Raw genomic sequence first — 18,629 nt, forward strand, 5'->3', positions numbered from 1 at the left:
TTCACCTCTTCATTCGTTGAGTTGGGGCAGCGTCATACGAAGTAGAAGGTGAGTCCGAGCACCGCATAGATGGCAAGCAGTTGCAGGCCTTCGTACCATGTGGATTCACCGCGCTGAGTGACCTCGTTGCCGATGATGACCGCCAAGAAGATCGCACCGATCTCGAACCCGTTGAACACCAAGGGCATCGGGAACGGTCCGATCACAAACGACGCCAGCACCAGCACCGGGGCGACGAACAGTGCGATCTGGGCGGCGGACCCCACTGCGATGTTGACGGAGATGCCAATCCGGTCGCGGGAAGCGAAATACACCGCAACCCAGTGCTCGGCGGCATTGCCGACGACCGCCACGACGATGACGCCGACGAAAAACGGTGAGAGCCCGATAGTCTCCGATGCCTCGGTGATGGAGTGCACCAGGATCTCTGACATCCAGCCCACCGCCGCACCCGCAATGGCCAGCATGAGCACGCTCTTGCCTACGGGCCATGGCTCACCGCCGTGATCGGGTTCGTCGTGGGCGGGGTTGAACAAGTGCGCGTGGGTCTTCAGGGAGAACAGCAACCCCGCCGCGTAGGAGACCAACAGCACCACTGCGACGCCGACCGACAATGCCTCTAGGGCGGGGGGAAACTGTATCGCCTTAGCTCTAGGATTGGGCAACCCATCCCCGGCCACCAACTCGAATATCGCCGGCATGATCAGTGCGACCGTCGCAAGCAACAGCATGAGCGACTGGGCGGTGGCCGCCCGCAGTTCGAAGTGCTGCCGGTCTCGCTTCCTTCCGCCCACCAGCATCGAGACGCCGAGAACCAGCAGGATGTTGCCCAGGATTGACCCCACGATCGAGGCTTTCACCACCTCGTGCAGCCCGGCGCCCAGCGCGAACAGCGCGATGATCAGCTCCGGGGCATTACCGAATGTCACGTTGAGCAAAGCACCCAGCCCCGGACCCGAGCGGGCCGCCAGCTCCTCGGTCGCGCGGCCCATCAGCGCTGCCGTCGGTATCACGCCGAGCGCGGATGCGGCGAACACGGCTACCGCGTCGGCGTGCATGAATTCCAGCAGGATCGCGACCGGGATCAACGGCACCAGCAGGTACGGCCAGCCCTCCCCCGTCAGCAGAAACGGCTTAGGGCGCTCAGTGGTCGGCGTCACAGAACTCGTCATCGTATCCCTTCGGCAGTTCGTCCACGAGGACTCGCTTTTCGATGGGCCCCGCGATCAGCCGGGACTCACCGCAGCGCGCACCAACGCAGCCGTCTCGGATGGAGTCTTTCCGACCTTGACACCTATGGCCTCGAGCGCGGCTTTCTTTGCCGAGGCGGTGCCGGATGATCCCGATACGATTGCGCCTGCGTGTCCCATGGTCTTGCCTTCGGGGGCAGTGAATCCGGCAATGTAGCCGAACACCGGTTTTGTGACGTGCTCGGCGATGTAGCGCGCGGCACGTTCCTCGGCATCTCCACCGATCTCGCCGATCATGACGATCAGGTCGGTTTGGGGATCATCTTGAAATGCTTGTATGCAGTCGATATGGGTGGTGCCGACTACGGGGTCACCACCGATCCCGATGCATGACGAGAAACCGATGTCGCGGAGCTCGTACATGATCTGATAGGTCAAGGTGCCCGACTTCGACACCAGGCCGATGGAACCCGCACTGGTGATGTCGGAAGGAATGATGCCCGCGTTGGATTGGCCGGGGCTGATCAAGCCGGGACAGTTCGGTCCGATCACGCGGGTGACGCCGGAATTGGCTGCGTGCTGGACGAATTCGGCGGTGTCTCGCACCGGAACACCCTCGGTGATCACCACCACCAGCGGTATCCCTGCATCGATCGCCTCGTGGACTGCGCCTTTGGTGAACCGAGGCGGTACGAACACCACCGACACGTCGGCACCGGTATGTTGTACGGCATCGGCGACGGTCGAGAAGACAGGTATGCCGTCGACCTCCTGACCACCCTTGCCCGGGGTCACACCCGCCACGATATTGGTGCCGCCGGCCACCATGCGCCGGGTGTGCTTGAGGCCTTCGGAACCCGTAATACCCTGCACCAGAACCCGGCTGGCCTTGTTGAGAAAAATCGACATCGTTCAGGCTCCTTTACCCGTGGACCCGGCAAGTTCGGCGGCCCGGCGGGCGCCTCCGTCCATAGTGTCGACGCGCTCGACGAAATCGAGTGCGGCCTCCTCGAGGATCCGACGCCCTTCGGCGGCATTGTTACCGTCGAGCCGTACGACAAGCGGCTTGTTGACCGCCTCGCCCTGGCGCTCGAGCATGTCGATGGCCTGGACGATGCCGCCGGCCACTTCATCGCATGCCGTGATGCCGCCGAAGATGTTGACAAATATGCTCTTTACGGCCGGGTCGCTCAGGATGATGCCGAGTCCGTCGGCCATGGTCGCAGCTGACGCGCCGCCACCGATGTCGAGGAAGTTCGCGGGTGCGACACCGCCGAATTCTTCACCCGCGTACGCGACGACATCCAGCGTCGACATCACCAACCCCGCGCCGTTGCCGATGACGCCGATCTCGCCGTCCAGCTTGACGTAATTGAGGTCCTTTGCCTTTGCCTTGGCTTCCAGCGGGTCAGTGGCCGCACTGTCCTCCAATTCGGCGTGACCGGGCTGGCGAAATGCCGCATTCGAATCGAGGGATATTTTCGCGTCGAGTGCCAGTACGCGTCCATCCTCGGTCTTGACCATCGGGTTCACCTCGACCAACGTGGCGTCCTCGGATACGAAGACCTGCCACAGTTGCTCGATGATCGCGGCGACTTGATCACGGACATCGTCGGGAAAGGCTGCCGCCTCGACGATCTCGCGCGCTTTGTCCGCATCGATGCCATCAAGAGCGTCGATGGGTATTCGCGCCAATGCGGAGGGCTTGGTGGCCGCGACCTGTTCGATGTCCATGCCTCCCTCGACCGACGCCATGGCGAGATACGCGCGGTTCGCCCGGTCGAGGAGCAACGAGAAGTAGTACTCGTCGGCGATATCGGCTGCCGGAGCGAGCATCACCCGATTGACGGTGTGCCCCTTGATATTCAGCCCCAGAATCTCAGCGGCCTTGTCTTGCGCGTCATCTGGCCCGTCCGCAAGCTTCACCCCACCGGCTTTACCCCGCCCTCCGGTCTTGACCTGAGCTTTCACCACGACGCGACCCCCGCCGAGACGCAGTGCTGCCTCTCTGGCCTCAGCGGGGGTTTCAGCGACGGCGGCGTCCAATACCGGTACGCCGTGTTTGGCGAATATGTCTCTTGCCTGATGTTCCAACAGATCCATTTTGCCGCCTATCTGAAAGTGTTACCGAGATCTTCATTGCCTGTGGCCGACACTGCGGTACGAACAATGTCGTTGAACACATCGGGGCGCTCGATCCAGCAGAGATGTCCGGCTCCGTCCAGCGTGATCACCGACGCATGGGGGTGTCGGCGCACGAGATGGGCGGCATTTGCGTACGGCACGACGCGATCTGCGGTCCCGTGCACAATCGTGATCGGCCGGTTGATGTCGCCCTGTGGAAGACCGTCATGCAGGAAGACGGCACTCGCCTCGAACTGCAACCGCCACGTGGCCGTCGGCGTACTTGCGTGTAATCGAAGCGCCAACAGTTCTTCGAACTCCTCCGGGTGCTGTCCTGCCCAGCCGGGGGTGAAAGACATCGGCATGGTGGCGCGCGCGAACTCGGCGGGACTGAGCCCCGACGCTCCTATCCAACATCTCAATGTCTCATCCGGGACCGGGGTGCAGCCCTCGCCGCCGCTGGTGGTGGACACCAGAATCAACGATCGGACCACGTCCGGATGGCGCAGCGCCAAACTCTGCGCGATATAGCCGCCCATCGAGGTTCCCACCACATGAGCCGGACCGCGCGCCTTCTGCCGCAGCACCTCGTAGGCGTCGTCGGCCATCTGCTCGATGGAATAGCGGCTCCGCGGCTTGTCTGAATGTCCCACGCCCCGGTTGTCCATCGCCAGCATGCGGGCGAATTCCGAGATCGGACCGACCTGACGCTCCCAGCACCATCCGGCATATCCCAGGCCGGGAATAAACAGCACATCGTCGCCTTGGCCGTACTCCGACACGAACAACCGGGTGCCGTCTGATGCCAGCGCCATCTCGCTGTCGACTATCACGCTTGCTCTACCACCATCGTTGACGTCCTTCCCACTGTTGTCCGCTGACTGTTCGTGCACTTGTCAGATCAGCGCCATCTCTCGCGCGGCGGCGGTCAATTCGTCGCGGAAGTTGGGGTGTGCGATGGCGATGAGGGCCCGCGCACGTTCGCGCAGCGTTTTGCCGCGCATCTCCGCCACCCCGTATTCGGTGACGATCTTGTCGACGGTGTTCTTGGACGTGGTGACCACCGACCCGGGAGTCAGCGTCGGTGTGATCTTCGACTTCGAACCATCCCGGGTGGTCGACTGCAACACGATGAAACCCTGGCCGCCATCGGAATACACTGCGCCGCGGGCGAAGTCATACTGCCCTCCGCTGGAGGAGAAGTACTTTCCGGCCACGGTCTCCGAGGCGCACTGCCCGTAGAAGTCGACCTCGGTGGTGGCGTTGATGGAAACGAAGTTCGGCTCCCGGGCGATGACCCGCGGATCGTTGACCCAGTCCACCGGCGCGAAATCGACCGCCGAGTTCTCGTGCAGGAAGTCGTAGAGCCGCCGGGAGCCCAATGCCAGGGTGGTCACGATCTTGCCGCGGCGAAACTGCTTGTGGGTGCCGGTCACCACACCGGACTCGACCAGGTCGATCACGCCGTCGGAGAGCAACTCGGTGTGCACACCAAGATCCTTGTGCCCCTTGAGCATCGACAGCAACGCATTGGGCATGCCCCCGATGCCGGCCTGAATGGTGGCCCGGTCCGGGATCCGTTCGGCAACCAGCGCTGCGATGGCCTGATCCTTGTCGGTGGGCACCACCGCGTGACCTTCGACCAAGGGGTAATCCGCCTCTGTCCAGCCCACCACCTGGCTGATGTGCACCTGATTACCGCCGAACGTGCGCGGCATCTGTGCGTTGGCCTCTAAGAAGAACGGTGCCCGCCCGATCAGGGAGGCGGTGTAGTCGCAGTTGGTGCCCAACGAGAAGTAGCCCTGCCGGTTCGGCGGCGATGCCGCGGCGATCACCAGTGAGCATTTGGTGTAACGCTGCAGCAGGTCTGGCACCTCGCAGAAATGGTTCGGCACCAGGTCGCACTTGCCGGCCAGAAACGCCTTGCGCGACGCCGGCGCCAAGAAATACGACACATACCGCAAATGGTCGCCGAACTCCCCGTTGATGTAGCGCCGCTCCCGCAGCGCGTGCATCTGATGAATCCGGACGTCCTGCAATTCTTGCGCGTGTTCCTCCAGGGCGTCGACCACCTTGACCGGCTCGCCGTTGGCATTCGGCATGATGAGGTCCGCGCCCGGTTTGATGTGCTCGAGTACGGCCTCAGGTGGTACCGGCGGGGTGAGAATGTTGTGAGAAGTCATCGGTCGTCGTCTTCCTGGCAGCATGGCATGTTGTTCGTGGAGCGAATGTTGTTGTTGCGGCGAATCGTCGAGAATCCGCCTCGGATGGGTACGTCCGCAGAGAGACCTACTTGACCGAGTCCCGGGCAGCTTTGACGTACGCCGCGCTGATGTCTTCGACGAATTTTGTGTGTGCCGAGGCCAACGCCGAGATCCAGTCGAGCTGATTTCCGCCGCGAGCTACGCGTTCCTGAAAATCGACCATGCTCCGTAACGCCTTCTCGTAGGCGTCCAGTGCGGCCCGGCCGGCGGTCCTGTTGGATTCGATCAGCTTTTCGGTCATTTCTCGGATCTGCGCAATGGTCTTATCGAGACTCGCCGGATCGAAGTTGGTGTTGGTGAAATCACCGGGGTTCATGAGTACAGCCTCTCTACTTGGTTGGATGCTGGCAGGTGGAAGCTACGGTGGTAGGCCAGAAGCCGCGTCAGGTGTCGCGATCCGCCAGCCACTCGGTAATGCCGTTGCCGACTATTCCTTGCGATTTGGAGGAGACGAACAGCCCGATGTGACCACCGCGCAGGCCCATTTCGGTGTAATCGCTTGTGCCCAGTTTCCCGTTCAGGGCTTTCGACGTCGCCGGCGGAATGATGTGGTCACCCGACGCGAAAATATTGAGAACCGGCATGGTGACCTGCCGAAGATCGACATTGCGGTCGCCGAGCTTCCAGGTGTTCTTGATGAGCTTGTTGTCCTGGTAAAGATCCTGCAACCATTCCCGCGCGGCTTCACCGGCATGGTCAGGCCGATCTGCAAGCCACTTCTCCATGCGCAGGAAATTCAGGAATTTGTCATCGTCGTCGACGACATCGAGTATGTCCAAATTGTATTTGGTAGCGGATCGCACCGGCGTAAGCATCGAGAAGACAGCACCCATGAATTCGCCGGGAAGCACTCCCCACACGTCGATCATCTTGTCGACGTCATCCTTGGTGAGGCTACGTGTCCATACGTTGATGAACCCCTTCCCGGGATCATCCTCTTCCTCATCGGCGTGAAAATCGAGCGGTGTCACGGCCAACACCAAGTTTTGCACTTTCGCCGGCTCCAGGGCCGCGTACGCGAGCGTGAACACGCCGCCCTCGCAGATACCGAGAAGGTTGACCTTGTCCGCTCCTGTGGCGTTGCGCATGGCGGTCACACATTCGTCGATGTAACCCGACACGTAATCGTCGATGCTCAGCCAGCGATCCGCGCGACTGGCATTGCCCCAGTCCACCACCCACACATCGATGCCCAGACCCAGCAGTTTGCGGACCAGTGATCGATCCTCTTGCAGGTCGGTCATCGTGTAACGGCCGATGAGGCTGTACACAATCAGCAACGGGGTCCGGATCCGCTGTTCTGCCAGGGGCCGATACCGCGACAGCGTGACCTTGTCGGTGCGCAGGATCTCGTCCTTGGGGGTCGTCGCGATCTCGACCTCGGAGTCCTTGATACTGCTGAGCCGCTCCATCCCCGCGGTGATCTTTGCATTGAGGGCCGAAGCCTCTTGCATGAGCTCGGCCGCATTCGGAATCGGCATCATCGTCACTCCTCACCCTTGTCACCGGACGCACTCGACTCCGTGTCTGTCAGTGCCCGCAGAGTTTTCTGTAGCGCTTTGACCTGCTTTTTGAGTTCGTGTACGTTCTGATGCACTTCGTCGATTTCAGATCGTGTCGGCAGGCCTATCGGTTTGACCAGATTCTCGATGAATTCGCGTTCGACAAGGATGAAATCCAGTCCGTCTCGCAGCAGCTGCCGCTGTGCAGCCAGAAACTTCTCTGATCGTTGTGTCTCGAGAAGAACCTGATTCGAGATATCCAACCAGACCTTGAGTGCTTCTTTTGCGTCGAGTTCGCCTTGCCCGGTGCGATGGCGCTCCGCCATCTGCGCGGCATAGCGGGTATTGGTTTCGGCCCAATTGGCCGCCAGGATTAATTCGTACTCCTGGGTGGATTTCTGGACCGCCAGCCACTGTTCCATCACCCTGGCCATCAGTCGCTCCGGCGCACCTACGTCGGCGAAACTGGGTCCTTCCGTCACTTTCCGCAGTACGTCACTGACGACACCGCCACCGGCCAACGACAACGAGATCGAATCCGGCAGACCGCCCATCACGCCGGCACCCGGGATCCCCTTGCTGACACCGTTCGTCGACGACCCCCACAAGGAGTTACCCAGCGTCGTCCATGACCGCCATAAGTCCGTGAACGCCGGGGTGCCCGGCATGGCGCCCTCGGACTGGTTGAACCAATTCTGTGCCTGCGCCGCCTGGTCCACGTACATCTGGCGCCACCGTTTGGCCTGGTCCTCCCAGGATTCTGCGGTCATAGCGCGATCACCTGGCGGATCGCCTGACCATCGTGAAGACGATCGAAGCCTTCGTTGATGTCGTCCAGCTCGATGGTGCCGGTGAGGAGTCGGTCGACAGGCAGCCGGCCCAGTCGATACAGCGCGATGTAGCGCGGGATATCGCGGGTGGGCACGGCTGTGCCGATGTAGCTGCCCTTGAGGGTCCGTTCTTCGGCCACCAAGGTGACCGGCGCCAACGGCATCGTCGCGTTCGGTGCGGGAAGCCCGGCAGTCACCGTCATGCCACCGCGGCGCGTGATCCGGTAGCCGAGGTCGAGCGCCCGCGTCGATCCGGTGAAGTCGAATGCATACTCCACGCCGCCACCGGTCGCGGCCCGCACCTGCTCGGCGGCCTCGGGATCGGCCGCGTTGATCGTCGAGGTGGCACCGAGCTCACTGGCGAATGTCAGTTTCTCGTCGGAGAGGTCAACGGCGACGATCGAACGCGCGCCGGCGGCCACGGCGCCAAGCAGGGCTGCCAGACCAACGCCGCCGAGTCCGATCACTGCGGCAGAGGCGCCGGCCGGCATCCGTGCGGTGTTGATGACCGCACCCGCCCCGGTCAGAACCGCGCAGCCGAACAACGCTGCTTCGGTCAGGGGCAAGTCCGGGTCGACCTTGACTAGTGAGCGCCGGGACACCGTGGCATATTCGGCGAATCCCGATACACCCAGGTGGTGATTGACGTCAGTCCCGTCTTCACGGTGCAGCCGGCGCGCACCCGAGAGCAGCGTGCCCGCCCCGTTGGCCGCTGCACCCGGTTCGCACAACGCCGGACGACCTTCGGTGCACGGCTCGCAATGCCCGCACGACGGCACGAAAACAAACACCACGTGATCGCCGGGCCGCAGATCCGGTTCTCCGCCGCCCTCCGACGGGCCGACCTCCTCGACGATGCCCGCCGCCTCATGCCCCAACGCCATGGGCATCGGGCGGGGGCGACTGCCGTTGATCACCGACAGGTCGGAATGACAGAGCCCCGCGGCCTTGACCTTGACTAGAACCTCGCCCGGGCCCGGCCCATCCAGCTCCAAAGTCTCGATCGTGAGGGGCTTCGACGACGCATACGGCGAATCGGCACCCATCGCGTTCAGCACAGCGGCTCTGGTGATCATGACGGGAGCACCTCCGAGGGAGCGGGAACACGGTTCTGCAGCTCGTCAACCAGGACTCGGGTGTTCTCCGAATAGTCGACCGGTACCACCACCAACTGCACACCGCCGCGCTCGAATGCCGACTCCAAGACGGGAACGAAATCCTCGCACGACTGCACGACCGATCCCTGCGCACCGTACGACTGTGCGTAGGACACGAAATCCGGATTGCCGAACGTCATACCGAAGTCGGGGAACTTATCGACGGCCTGTTTCCAGCGGATCATGCCGTAGGCATTGTCCTGAAGGATCAGCACCACGAGGTTCAGCCCGAGCCGGACCGCCGTTTCGAGCTCCTGCGAATTCATCATGAACCCGCCATCGCCGCACACCGCGAGAACCCGGCGCCCCGGATAGGTGACCGCGGCCATCATCGCCGACGGCAGACCGGCTCCCATAGTGGCCAGCGCATTGTCCAGCAGCAGCGTATTGGACATCGGGGTGCGGTAATTGCGGGCAAACCAGATCTTGTACATGCCGTTGTCCAGCGCCACGATCCCGTCCGCCGGCATCACCTTGCGTACATCGGCCACGATGCGCTGCGGCACGATGGGGAAGCGGCCGTCGTCGGATCCCTCCATGACCTGGCCGAGGATGAAGTCCCGCAGCGGCAGCAGCGCCGAACCGTTCGGCAGTTGCCCCTCAAGCCGGTCGGCCAACAGCAGCAGACCAGGCCCGATGTCGCCGACGAGAGAAGCGTGCGGGAAGTACACCTCTTCCACGTTGGCCGCGGTATATCCCACGTGAATGACCGTGGGGCCAGTCGGCCCCATCAAGAATGGTGGCTTCTCGACCGTGTCGTGACCGATCGCGAGGATCACGTCGGCGCGATCGATCGCCTCGTGCACGTAGTCGCGCTCCGACAGTGCGGCAGTGCCCAACCACTGCTCGACGGGTGCTCCATCCGGATCGCCGGCCACCACGCCCTTGCCCATCTGGGTGGTGATGAACGGCATCCGTGTGCGCGTCAGGAACTCGCCCAGGTATGCGCCCAGCCGCGGCCGACTGGCACCGGCTCCGAGCATGACGAGTGGGCGGGCCGCCCCGCGGATCATCTCGGCGACCCGGTCGATGGCCACCGCGGGAGCTATCGGCAACTCGACTTCGTGCAGAGAAATCAGCGGCACCTCAGCACATGACTCGCCGGCGATATCTTCCGGCAACTCCAAGTGCACCGGACCCGGCCGTTCCTCCATGGCCACCCGGAAGGCCTCCCGCACCACGGTGGGGATGCTCGACGTGCTGGCGATCTGGCGGGAGAACTTGGTCAGTGGTTTCATCGTCGCCACCATGTCGACGATCTGGAAGCGCGCCTGCTGGCTACTCCTGATGGCCTTCTGGCCGGTGATCAGAATCATCGGCATCGCGCCCAGGTGTGCGTAGGCCGCACCCGTCGCAAGGTTCAATGCACCAGGACCCAGTGTGCTCATGCAAACACCGGGCCGGCCGGTGAGCCGGCCGTATGTGGCCGCCATGAACGCCGCCGATTGCTCATGGCGGGTGACGACGAGCTCGATGCTCGACGTCCGTAGCGATTCAACCGTGTCGAGGTTCTCCTCCCCCGGCACACCGAAGATGCGCTCAACGCCCTCGTTCTCCAGCGCCCTGACGAACAGATCCGAACCCTTGGTCATGCGGTCATCCCTTTACGTGTGAGGCTGTTCATGTCAAATGAGTTCATCGCTGGCGGAATCATCGGTGGGGAACGTCTCGACGCCAGCACAGTTTCGCGACGACGACCCAGCCCGAGCCTGGTATGCAACGTGTGCACTCGGCTCGGATCTAGTTGCAGGCCAACGGAAGTCGAAAGTGATTGGCACGAGGTTTGTTCTCCAGCGGCACCCGTGTTCATCATTTCCTGAACCTCCGCGTGGTCGGTTGGTCGGACCACAGTCCAAACCCGCAATGCAGATCGGTACAGAGCATTGAAGACTGTCGCCAACACTCTATGCCGACAGCCGAAGTTCCAAGGCACATTTCGGGTTTGCGCTACCGAATGCCACCCGGTCACAGCGACGCGCTGGGCGAAGACGATCCGCGACCGGTTCCCTATCCGCAGCAGGCGATCGACGCAGAACACAATCCGTTCCAGGCATACCAGAATGCTCTCGACACACACGGCGGCGCGTCAACAGTTCGATCGGAGTTTCCATCCAGTGAAATTGGAGCTGTCATAGCACTTTTCAGACGCAGCAGTTACACCAAGACAGCGAGAAACTACTGTCATGGCGAGGACACTTTGCCCTTGTCGCACGCCGGCAGCGAATCAAAAGCGCTCACCTGAATCGCCCAACGTCATTCAGGCACAACAGAACTCACACCTGCTCATTGAGCAGGAAGGTTAGACCTTGGCTTGGCCCGTCAGTGCGGCGTTGAACGTCTTGCTCGGCCGCATCACGGCAGCGGTCGTCTCCTTGTCCGGCGCGTAGTAGCCTCCGAAATCCACCGGCTTGCCCTGTATTTCTGCGAGTTCGGTCACGATTGTCTCTTCGTCCTCGGCCAATGCCTTGGCCAGCGGCGCGAAGTGTTCGGCCAGCTCCTGGTCTTCGGTCTGCCGGGCGAGTTCCTGTGCCCAGTACATGGTGAGGTAGAACTGGCTGCCGCGGTTGTCGAGTTCACCGGTATTGCGCGACGGACTCTTGTCGTTGTCGAGCAGCTTGCCGATCGCGGAGTCGAGAGTCGTGGCCAACAGCATGGCCCGCTTGTCGCCGGTCTTGTTGCCCACGTCCTCGAAACAGGCGCCCAGAGCCAGAAACTCGCCGAGCGAATCCCACTCGAGGTGATTCTCCTCGACCAGCTGCCTGACAAGCTTGGGTGCTGTGCCGCCGGCTCCCGTTTCGTACAATCCGCCGCCGGCCATCAGCGGCACGACGGACAGCATCTTGGCGCTGGTGCCCAGTTCCAGGATCGGGAACAGGTCGGTGAGGTAGTCCCGCAGGATGTTGCCCGTGACAGCGATGGTGTCCAGCCCGCGAATCAGGCGCTCCATCGTGTACCGGATGGAACGCACCTGCGACATGATCTGGATGTCGAGGCCCTCGGTATCGTGATCCTTCAGGTAGGTCTGGACCTTCTTAATCATCTCGTTCTCATGCGGACGGTACGGGTCCAGCCAGAACAGTGCGGGCATGCCGGAGTTGCGTGCCCGGGTCACGGCGAGCTTGACCCAGTCGCGGATCGGCGCGTCTTTGACGGTGCACATGCGCCAGATATCGCCGGTTTCCACGTTCTGGGTCAACAACACCTCGCCGGTGTCGACATCCACGATATTGGCCACGCCGTCCTCAGGAATCTCGAACGTCTTGTCGTGGCTGCCGTACTCCTCGGCCTTCTGCGCCATCAGACCGACATTGGGCACGGTGCCCATCGTCGTGGGGTCGAACTGGCCGTTGGTCTTGCAGAAGTTGATGACCTCCTGGTAGATCCGCGAGAAGGTGGACTCCGGGTTGACCGCCTTGGTGTCCCTGAGCTTTCCGTCGGGCCCGTACATCTTGCCGCCTGCGCGAAGCATCGCGGGCATCGACGCATCGACGATGACGTCACTGGGGGAATGGAAATTTGTGATACCCCTGGCCGAATCCACCATGGCCAGCTCGGGCCGATGCTCATGACACGCGTGCAGATCTTGGATGATCTCCTCGCGTTTCGCTGCCGGCAGCGACTCGATCTTGCTGTAGAGATCCGACATGCCGTTGTTGACGTTGACGCCCAGCTCGTCGAACAGCTGCTGATGCTTGGCGAAGGCGTCCTTGTAGAAGATCTTCACACAGTGACCGAAGACAATGGGGTGGCTGACCTTCATCATCGTGGCCTTGACGTGCAATGAGAACAGCACGCCGGTCTGGTATGCATCCTCGATCTGTTCCTCGTAGAACTCGCACAATGCCTTCTTGCTCATGAACATCGAATCGATGATCTCGCCGGCGTCCAACGACACCTTGGGCTTGAGCACGATCGTCTCGCCGCTCTTGGTCACCAGCTCCATCTTCACGTCGCGCGCGCGATCCAAGGTCATCGACTTCTCGCCGGCGTAGAAGTCGCCGTGGCGCATGCAGGCCATGTGGGTGCGCGAGGCCATCGACCACTTGCCCATGCTGTGCGGGTGCTTGCGCGCGTACTCCTTCACCGCTTTGGGTGCGCGACGATCCGAGTTACCTTCCCGCAGCACCGGATTCACCGCGCTGCCAAGCACCTTGGCGTAGCGCTCTTTGATGGTCTTTTCCTCGTCGGTCTTCGGATCCGCGGGGTAGTCCGGAATTGCGTAGCCCTTCTCCTGCAACTCCTTGATAGCGGCAGTGAGCTGCGGCACCGAGGCGCTGATATTCGGCAGCTTGATGATGTTGGTGTCCGGTAGCTGTGTCAGCCGAGCCAAGTCGGTGAGGTCGTCCGACACCTGCTGGGTGTCGGTCAGGTGGTCGGAGAACTCGGCGAGGATGCGAGCGGGCATCGAGATGTCTTTGGTCTCGACCTCGATGCCGGCGGGCTGGGTGAACGCCTGGACTATAGGCAGAAAGGCATAGGTCGCCAGCAGCGGGGCCTCGTCTGTCAGCGTGTAGATGATGGTCGGTTGCTCAGCACTCATTCTGGTTCTCCCGGCGTCAGTTTCGGTGAGGTTCAACGGCATTTCACGTTGGAGTGGTCACTGGATGCGTCCACACGTGGCAAGCCCGGAGTTCCGATTCTGCGCTCTCATTCTATGAACGGCTCCGAGCCGACTCAATGTCGGACGCTCTCTATCTCTCGTAGTGGGACGTCAGCCGATGGGGACGACGCCGATGGCGATTGCGACGCCAAGCATGACCAATGAGCAGATAGCCGCTCGCCAGATGGCCTTCTTGTGAAAGTCGGCGAGGTCGACCCTGGCCAGGGAGATCAGCAGGAGCATCGCTGGAACGAGTGGGCTGGTCAGGTGGACGGGCTGCCCGACGATGGAAGCCCGGGCCATCTCGACAGGTGTGATGCCGTACTGGGCCGCGGCCTCGGACAGGATGGGCAGAACACCGAAATAGAACGCATCGTTGCTCATGAAGAACGTGAGCGGCATGCTCAAGATGCCGGTGATCACGGCGAACCAGGGCCCGAGACCGGACGGCACCACCGCCACGATGGCATCGGCCATGGCCGTGACCATCCCGGTGCCGTCCAAAATGCCGACCAGGACCGCAGCAGCGAAGACCATGGAGACCACGGCAACGATCGAACTGGCGTGCGCCTTGATCCGCTCGGACTGGTCGTGCGGGTTGGGGAAATTCACAACTAAACCGATGGCCGCGGCGATCATGAACAGCAGGCCGAGTGGGAAGATGTCCATCCCGAGCATGACCAGCAGGACGATGGTCAACGCGGCGTTGAACCAAATCAGCTTCGGACGCAGCGTCGATCGATTCGGATCCAGCCCGGTGATCATGTCGGGGTTGTCCTCGGCGTAATCCAGTTCGGCGTCGGGATCACCCACGTGGGGCGGGAGGATGTCCAACCCGTGATCGCCACCGTGGCTTCGGCTGCCGCCGCCGCTGCCGCCTTCGGCGACTGCGGTGGCGGTGGTCGGCTTGCTCACACTGAGCGATTCGGCGACGGTATCCAGAGTTTTACCGGAGGCCAGCAGCCGTTTCTTCTCCGAGCGCCCCAGCATGTACGCCAGTATCAGCACCGCCACCAAGGCCACCGCCATGCCGGGCACCATGGGCAGGAAGAGATCGTTCGGGGACACCTTCAACACCGTCGCGGCCCGCACCGTTGGCCCGCCCCAGGGCACGATATTGAGTACGCCGTTGGCCAGCACGGCCACTGTGGTGAGCACGACGGGACTCATCCCGAGCCTCAGGTAAATGGGCAACAGCGCCGACACGGTGATGATGAAGGTCGTCGAACCGTCGCCGTCGAGCGAAACCATCGCCGCCAGCAGCGCGGTACCCAGCACAACCCGCACCGGGCTGTTACCGACCACTCGGAGGATGAACCGGATCACCGGGTCGAACAGACCTACATCGATCATCAATCCGAAATAGGTGATTGCAAAGAATAGCAACGCCGCGGTCGGCGCAAAATCCTTGATTGCACTCATAATTGCGGCGGCGACGCCCTTATCGGCTACGTTCGCCACCCCGAGTTGTACGGCGAGGATCCCGAACGCGATAGGGACGAGTATCAACGCGGCCACTGGCGTCCATCGTTTAGTCAGAATCAAAGTCATGAATACAGCGATCATGAGAAATCCGAGACCGACGAGCATCAGTTCACCTCCCGAGAAGAACAGTCGAACACCGTGAAGAACGGACTGACAGAAGTCGCGTACACAGTGGCCACTGGCGACGACCATAGACCCGACAAGCACTGTCATGAGCTAGTTTTGGACCAATCCGCCCAGATCTGACCTGCCAAGTGATGATTTCACAGTCGCGAGATGAGAATTGCGCGGTCGCGTGTTTCACTCAGTGGAAAGTAATTGTGCCACAAGCAACTTGCCTGTTTTATCCGACGGGCGCGGAATGGTTACGTGATCTTGCCCAAAATGATGACAGCACACGCCGCTTAGCGCGAGACTGGATGCGAGCGACCGGACCTGCCTTGTTAACAGCACCATGGCGTCAGGGTCGGGAACTCCGCCGACACAGCCCGTCGCGGCGATGATCTAGCCGGGAGTTGACTTATGAGCAGCACGAATTCGGTGAACACTTTTGGTGCCCGTGACACTCTGACTGTTGGGGACAACAGTTATGAGATTTATCGTTTGGACGCGGTACCCGGTACCGAGAAGCTGCCCTACAGCCTCAAGGTGCTCGCCGAGAATCTGTTGCGCACCGAGGACGGCGCCAACATCACCAAAGAACACATCGAAGCGATCGCCCACTGGGACCCCCAGGCCGATCCGAGCATCGAGATCCAGTTCACCCCGGCCCGGGTGATCATGCAGGACTTCACCGGCGTGCCCTGCGTAGTGGACCTGGCCACCATGCGCGAAGCCGTCGCCGCGCTGGGCGGCGACCCGGAAAAGGTCAACCCCCTCTCCCCGGCCGAGCTGGTCATCGACCACTCGGTCATCCTGGATGTGTTCGGCAACCCGGATGCGTTCGAAAAGAATGTTGCACTGGAATACGAACGGAACGGCGAGCGCTACCAGTTCCTGCGTTGGGGCCAGGGCGCTTTCGACGACTTCAAAGTCGTCCCCCCCGGCACCGGCATCGTGCACCAAGTCAACATCGAATACCTCGCCCGCGTGATATTCGAACGCAACGGAGTCGCCTACCCCGACACCTGCGTGGGCACCGACAGCCACACCACCATGGTCAACGGCCTGGGCGTACTGGGCTGGGGCGTCGGCGGCATCGAAGCCGAAGCCGCCATGCTCGGCCAACCCGTCTCGATGCTCATCCCCCGCGTCGTCGGCTTCAAACTGACCGGCGAAATCAAACCCGGCGTCACCGCCACCGACGTCGTGCTCACCGTCACCGACATGCTCCGCCGCCACGGCGTCGTCGGGAAATTCGTCGAGTTCTACGGCAACGGCGTCGCCGAAGTGCCCCTAGCCAACCGCGCCACCCTGGGCAACATGAGCCCCGAATTCGGTTCCACCGCAGCCATCTTCCCGATCGATGACGTGACCATCGACTATCTGCGGCTGACCGGGCGCACCGAAGACCAACTCGCACTGGTCGAGGCCTACGCCAAGGCCCAGGGCATGTGGCACAACCCCGAACACGAACCCGCCTTCTCCGAATACCTAGAACTAGACCTATCCACCGTGGTCCCCTCAATCGCCGGCCCCAAACGCCCCCAAGACCGCATCGAACTCTCCGACGCCAAGAACGCCTTCCGCAAAGACATCCACAACTACGTCGAAGAGAACCTGCCTGTCGAACACACCCATCTCGACGAGGCCGTCGAAGAATCCTTCCCCGCCTCAGACCCGGCCGCCCTGTCCTTCGCCGACGACGGTGCCGAGGACGTTCGTCCGTCGGCGGCCAACGGCGCCACCGGCCGCCCCTCCAAACCCATCACCGTGCGCTCGGAGGAGCGCGGCGAGTTCGTGCTCGACCACGGCGCCGTCGCCGTCGCCGGCATCACCTCCTGCACCAACACCTCCAACCCGTCGGTGATGCTCGGCGCGGCCCTGCTCGCCAAAAAAGCCGTCGAAAAAGGCCTCACCACCAAACCCTGGGTCAAAACCAACATGGCCCCCGGATCACAAGTCGTCACCGACTACTACAACAAGGCCGGCGTATGGCCCTACCTAGAGAAGCTGGGCTACTACCTGGGCGGCTACGGCTGCACCACGTGCATCGGCAACACCGGCCCACTCCCCGAAGAAATCTCGGCAGCCATCAACGACAACGACCTCACCGTCACTGCCGTGTTGTCGGGTAACCGCAACTTCGAGGGCCGCATCTCCCCCGACGTCAAGATGAACTACCTAGCCTCGCCACCGCTGGTCATCGCCTACGGCATCGCCGGCACCATGGACTTCGACTTCGAAACCGACCCCCTGGGCAAGGATCAGAACGGCAACGACGTCTTCCTCAAAGACATTTGGCCCACCGCAGCCGAAATCGAGGAAACCATCACCTCCTCGATCAACCGGGACATGTTCACCGACTCCTACGCCGACGTCTTCACAGGCGACGACCGCTGGCGCTCGCTGCCCACCCCCGATGGAAATACCTTCGCCTGGGACGAAGCCTCCACCTACGTGCGCAAAGCCCCGTACTTCGACGGGATGCCGGCCGAACCGCAGCCCGTCAAGGACATCACCGGCGCCAGAGTGCTTGCCTTGCTGGGTGATTCGGTCACTACCGACCACATCAGCCCCGCCGGATCCATCAAACCCGGCACCCCCGCCGCCCAATACCTCGACGCCAACGGAGTGGCACGCAAGGATTACAACTCGCTGGGCTCGCGGCGCGGCAACCACGAAGTCATGATCCGCGGTACCTTCGCCAACATCCGGCTCAGCAACCAGGTACTCGCCGGATTGGGAGAAGTCGTCTCTGGCGGCTACACCCGGGACTTCACCCAAAACGGCGGCCCGCAAGCCTTCATCTACGACGCGTCGGTCAACTACAAGAAGGCTGGCATCCCGCTGGTCGTGCTGGGCGGCAAGGAGTATGGCTCCGGCTCGTCGCGCGACTGGGCGGCCAAAGGCACCGTCCTGCTCGGCGTGAAGGCCGTCATCACCGAATCCTTTGAGCGCATCCACCGGTCCAACCTGATCGGCATGGGCGTCATCCCACTGCAATTCCCCCCGGGTGAATCGGCCGCCAGCCTCAAACTCGACGGCACCGAAGTGTTCGACATCACCGGCATCGAAGCGCTCAACGAAGGCAAAACCCCGAAGACCGTACACGTCACAGCCACCAAAGAAAACGGCTCCAAAGTCGAATTCGACGCAGTGGTCCGCATCGACACCCCCGGCGAAGCCGACTACTACCGCAACGGCGGCATCCTGCAATACGTACTGCGCAACATGCTCAAATCGACCTAGGAGGTAAACATCGCGGATGAGCGTGTTGCTTGCTTAAGACGGTGGCCATCCTCGGGATACCGATAGCCTCCACGCCCAATGGCGGTGCTCGTCGAAGTCGTTGACCGCGACCCGGCACAATAGCGG

Annotated in this window: 13 protein-coding genes; 1 reads left to right on the forward strand and 12 read right to left on the reverse strand. The window is 62.0% G+C overall.

Annotation, left to right across the window (positions count from 1 at the left end; all coding sequences use genetic code 11):
• Positions 1-32: 32 nt before the first annotated feature.
• The 12 genes from cax to B133_RS0111770 all read right to left on the reverse strand — a co-directional run bounded on the left by cax (position 33) and on the right by B133_RS0111770 (position 15,257).
• Positions 33-1,172: a calcium/proton exchanger gene (gene cax / locus B133_RS0111715; protein ID WP_051088051.1), complete on the reverse strand. Its 1,140-nt coding sequence runs from the start codon at positions 1,170-1,172 to the stop codon at positions 33-35.
• Positions 1,173-1,226: 54 nt separating this feature from the next.
• Positions 1,227-2,099, reverse strand: coding sequence for a succinate--CoA ligase subunit alpha (gene sucD / locus B133_RS0111720; RefSeq protein WP_018601277.1), 873 nt, complete (start codon positions 2,097-2,099; stop codon positions 1,227-1,229).
• A 3-nt stretch (positions 2,100-2,102) separates the two neighbouring features.
• Positions 2,103-3,293: an ADP-forming succinate--CoA ligase subunit beta gene (gene sucC, locus B133_RS0111725; RefSeq protein ID WP_018601279.1), complete on the reverse strand. Its 1,191-nt coding sequence runs from the start codon at positions 3,291-3,293 to the stop codon at positions 2,103-2,105.
• Between the two features lie 8 nt (positions 3,294-3,301).
• Positions 3,302-4,147 (reverse strand): alpha/beta fold hydrolase, encoded by an 846-nt coding sequence (locus tag B133_RS0111730; protein ID WP_018601282.1) that lies wholly within the window; start codon positions 4,145-4,147, stop codon positions 3,302-3,304.
• A 63-nt stretch (positions 4,148-4,210) separates the two neighbouring features.
• Entirely contained in the window at positions 4,211-5,497 is a 1,287-nt protein-coding gene (locus B133_RS0111735) for an acetyl-CoA hydrolase/transferase family protein (RefSeq protein ID WP_018601285.1), read from the reverse strand.
• Between the two features lie 106 nt (positions 5,498-5,603).
• A complete protein-coding gene (locus B133_RS0111740; RefSeq protein ID WP_018601287.1) occupies positions 5,604-5,894 on the reverse strand; it encodes a hypothetical protein in 291 nt (96 codons plus the stop codon).
• Between the two features lie 67 nt (positions 5,895-5,961).
• Positions 5,962-7,062, reverse strand: a complete 1,101-nt coding sequence (phaC, locus tag B133_RS0111745) for a class III poly(R)-hydroxyalkanoic acid synthase subunit PhaC (RefSeq protein WP_051088052.1) — start codon at positions 7,060-7,062, stop codon at positions 5,962-5,964.
• A gap of 2 nt (positions 7,063-7,064) precedes the next feature.
• Positions 7,065-7,850 (reverse strand): poly(R)-hydroxyalkanoic acid synthase subunit PhaE, encoded by a 786-nt coding sequence (locus B133_RS0111750; RefSeq protein WP_018601291.1) that lies wholly within the window; start codon positions 7,848-7,850, stop codon positions 7,065-7,067.
• Positions 7,847-8,986, reverse strand: coding sequence for a zinc-dependent alcohol dehydrogenase family protein (locus tag B133_RS0111755; RefSeq protein WP_018601293.1), 1,140 nt, complete (start codon positions 8,984-8,986; stop codon positions 7,847-7,849). The genes B133_RS0111750 and B133_RS0111755 overlap by 4 nt, the downstream gene beginning before the upstream one ends.
• The gene (locus B133_RS0111760; protein ID WP_018601296.1) at positions 8,983-10,659 is read right to left on the reverse strand and encodes an acetolactate synthase large subunit; all 1,677 of its coding nucleotides are present in this window, start codon (positions 10,657-10,659) and stop codon (positions 8,983-8,985) included. Before B133_RS0111760 ends, B133_RS0111755 begins: the two co-directional genes overlap by 4 nt.
• A gap of 707 nt (positions 10,660-11,366) precedes the next feature.
• A complete protein-coding gene (locus tag B133_RS0111765) occupies positions 11,367-13,607 on the reverse strand; it encodes an NADP-dependent isocitrate dehydrogenase (RefSeq protein WP_018601298.1) in 2,241 nt (746 codons plus the stop codon).
• 171 nt (positions 13,608-13,778) lie between these two features.
• The gene (locus B133_RS0111770; RefSeq protein WP_026256299.1) at positions 13,779-15,257 is read right to left on the reverse strand and encodes a CitMHS family transporter; all 1,479 of its coding nucleotides are present in this window, start codon (positions 15,255-15,257) and stop codon (positions 13,779-13,781) included.
• Positions 15,258-15,674: 417 nt separating this feature from the next.
• Between B133_RS0111770 and B133_RS0111775 the strand changes: the two genes are divergently transcribed.
• Entirely contained in the window at positions 15,675-18,503 is a 2,829-nt protein-coding gene (locus B133_RS0111775) for an aconitate hydratase (protein ID WP_018601301.1), read from the forward strand.
• The last annotated feature ends 126 nt before the right edge of the window (positions 18,504-18,629 follow it).

Origin of the sequence: Mycobacterium sp. 155, assembly GCF_000373905.1 — a bacterium.
GTDB lineage: Bacteria > Actinomycetota > Actinomycetes > Mycobacteriales > Mycobacteriaceae > Mycobacterium.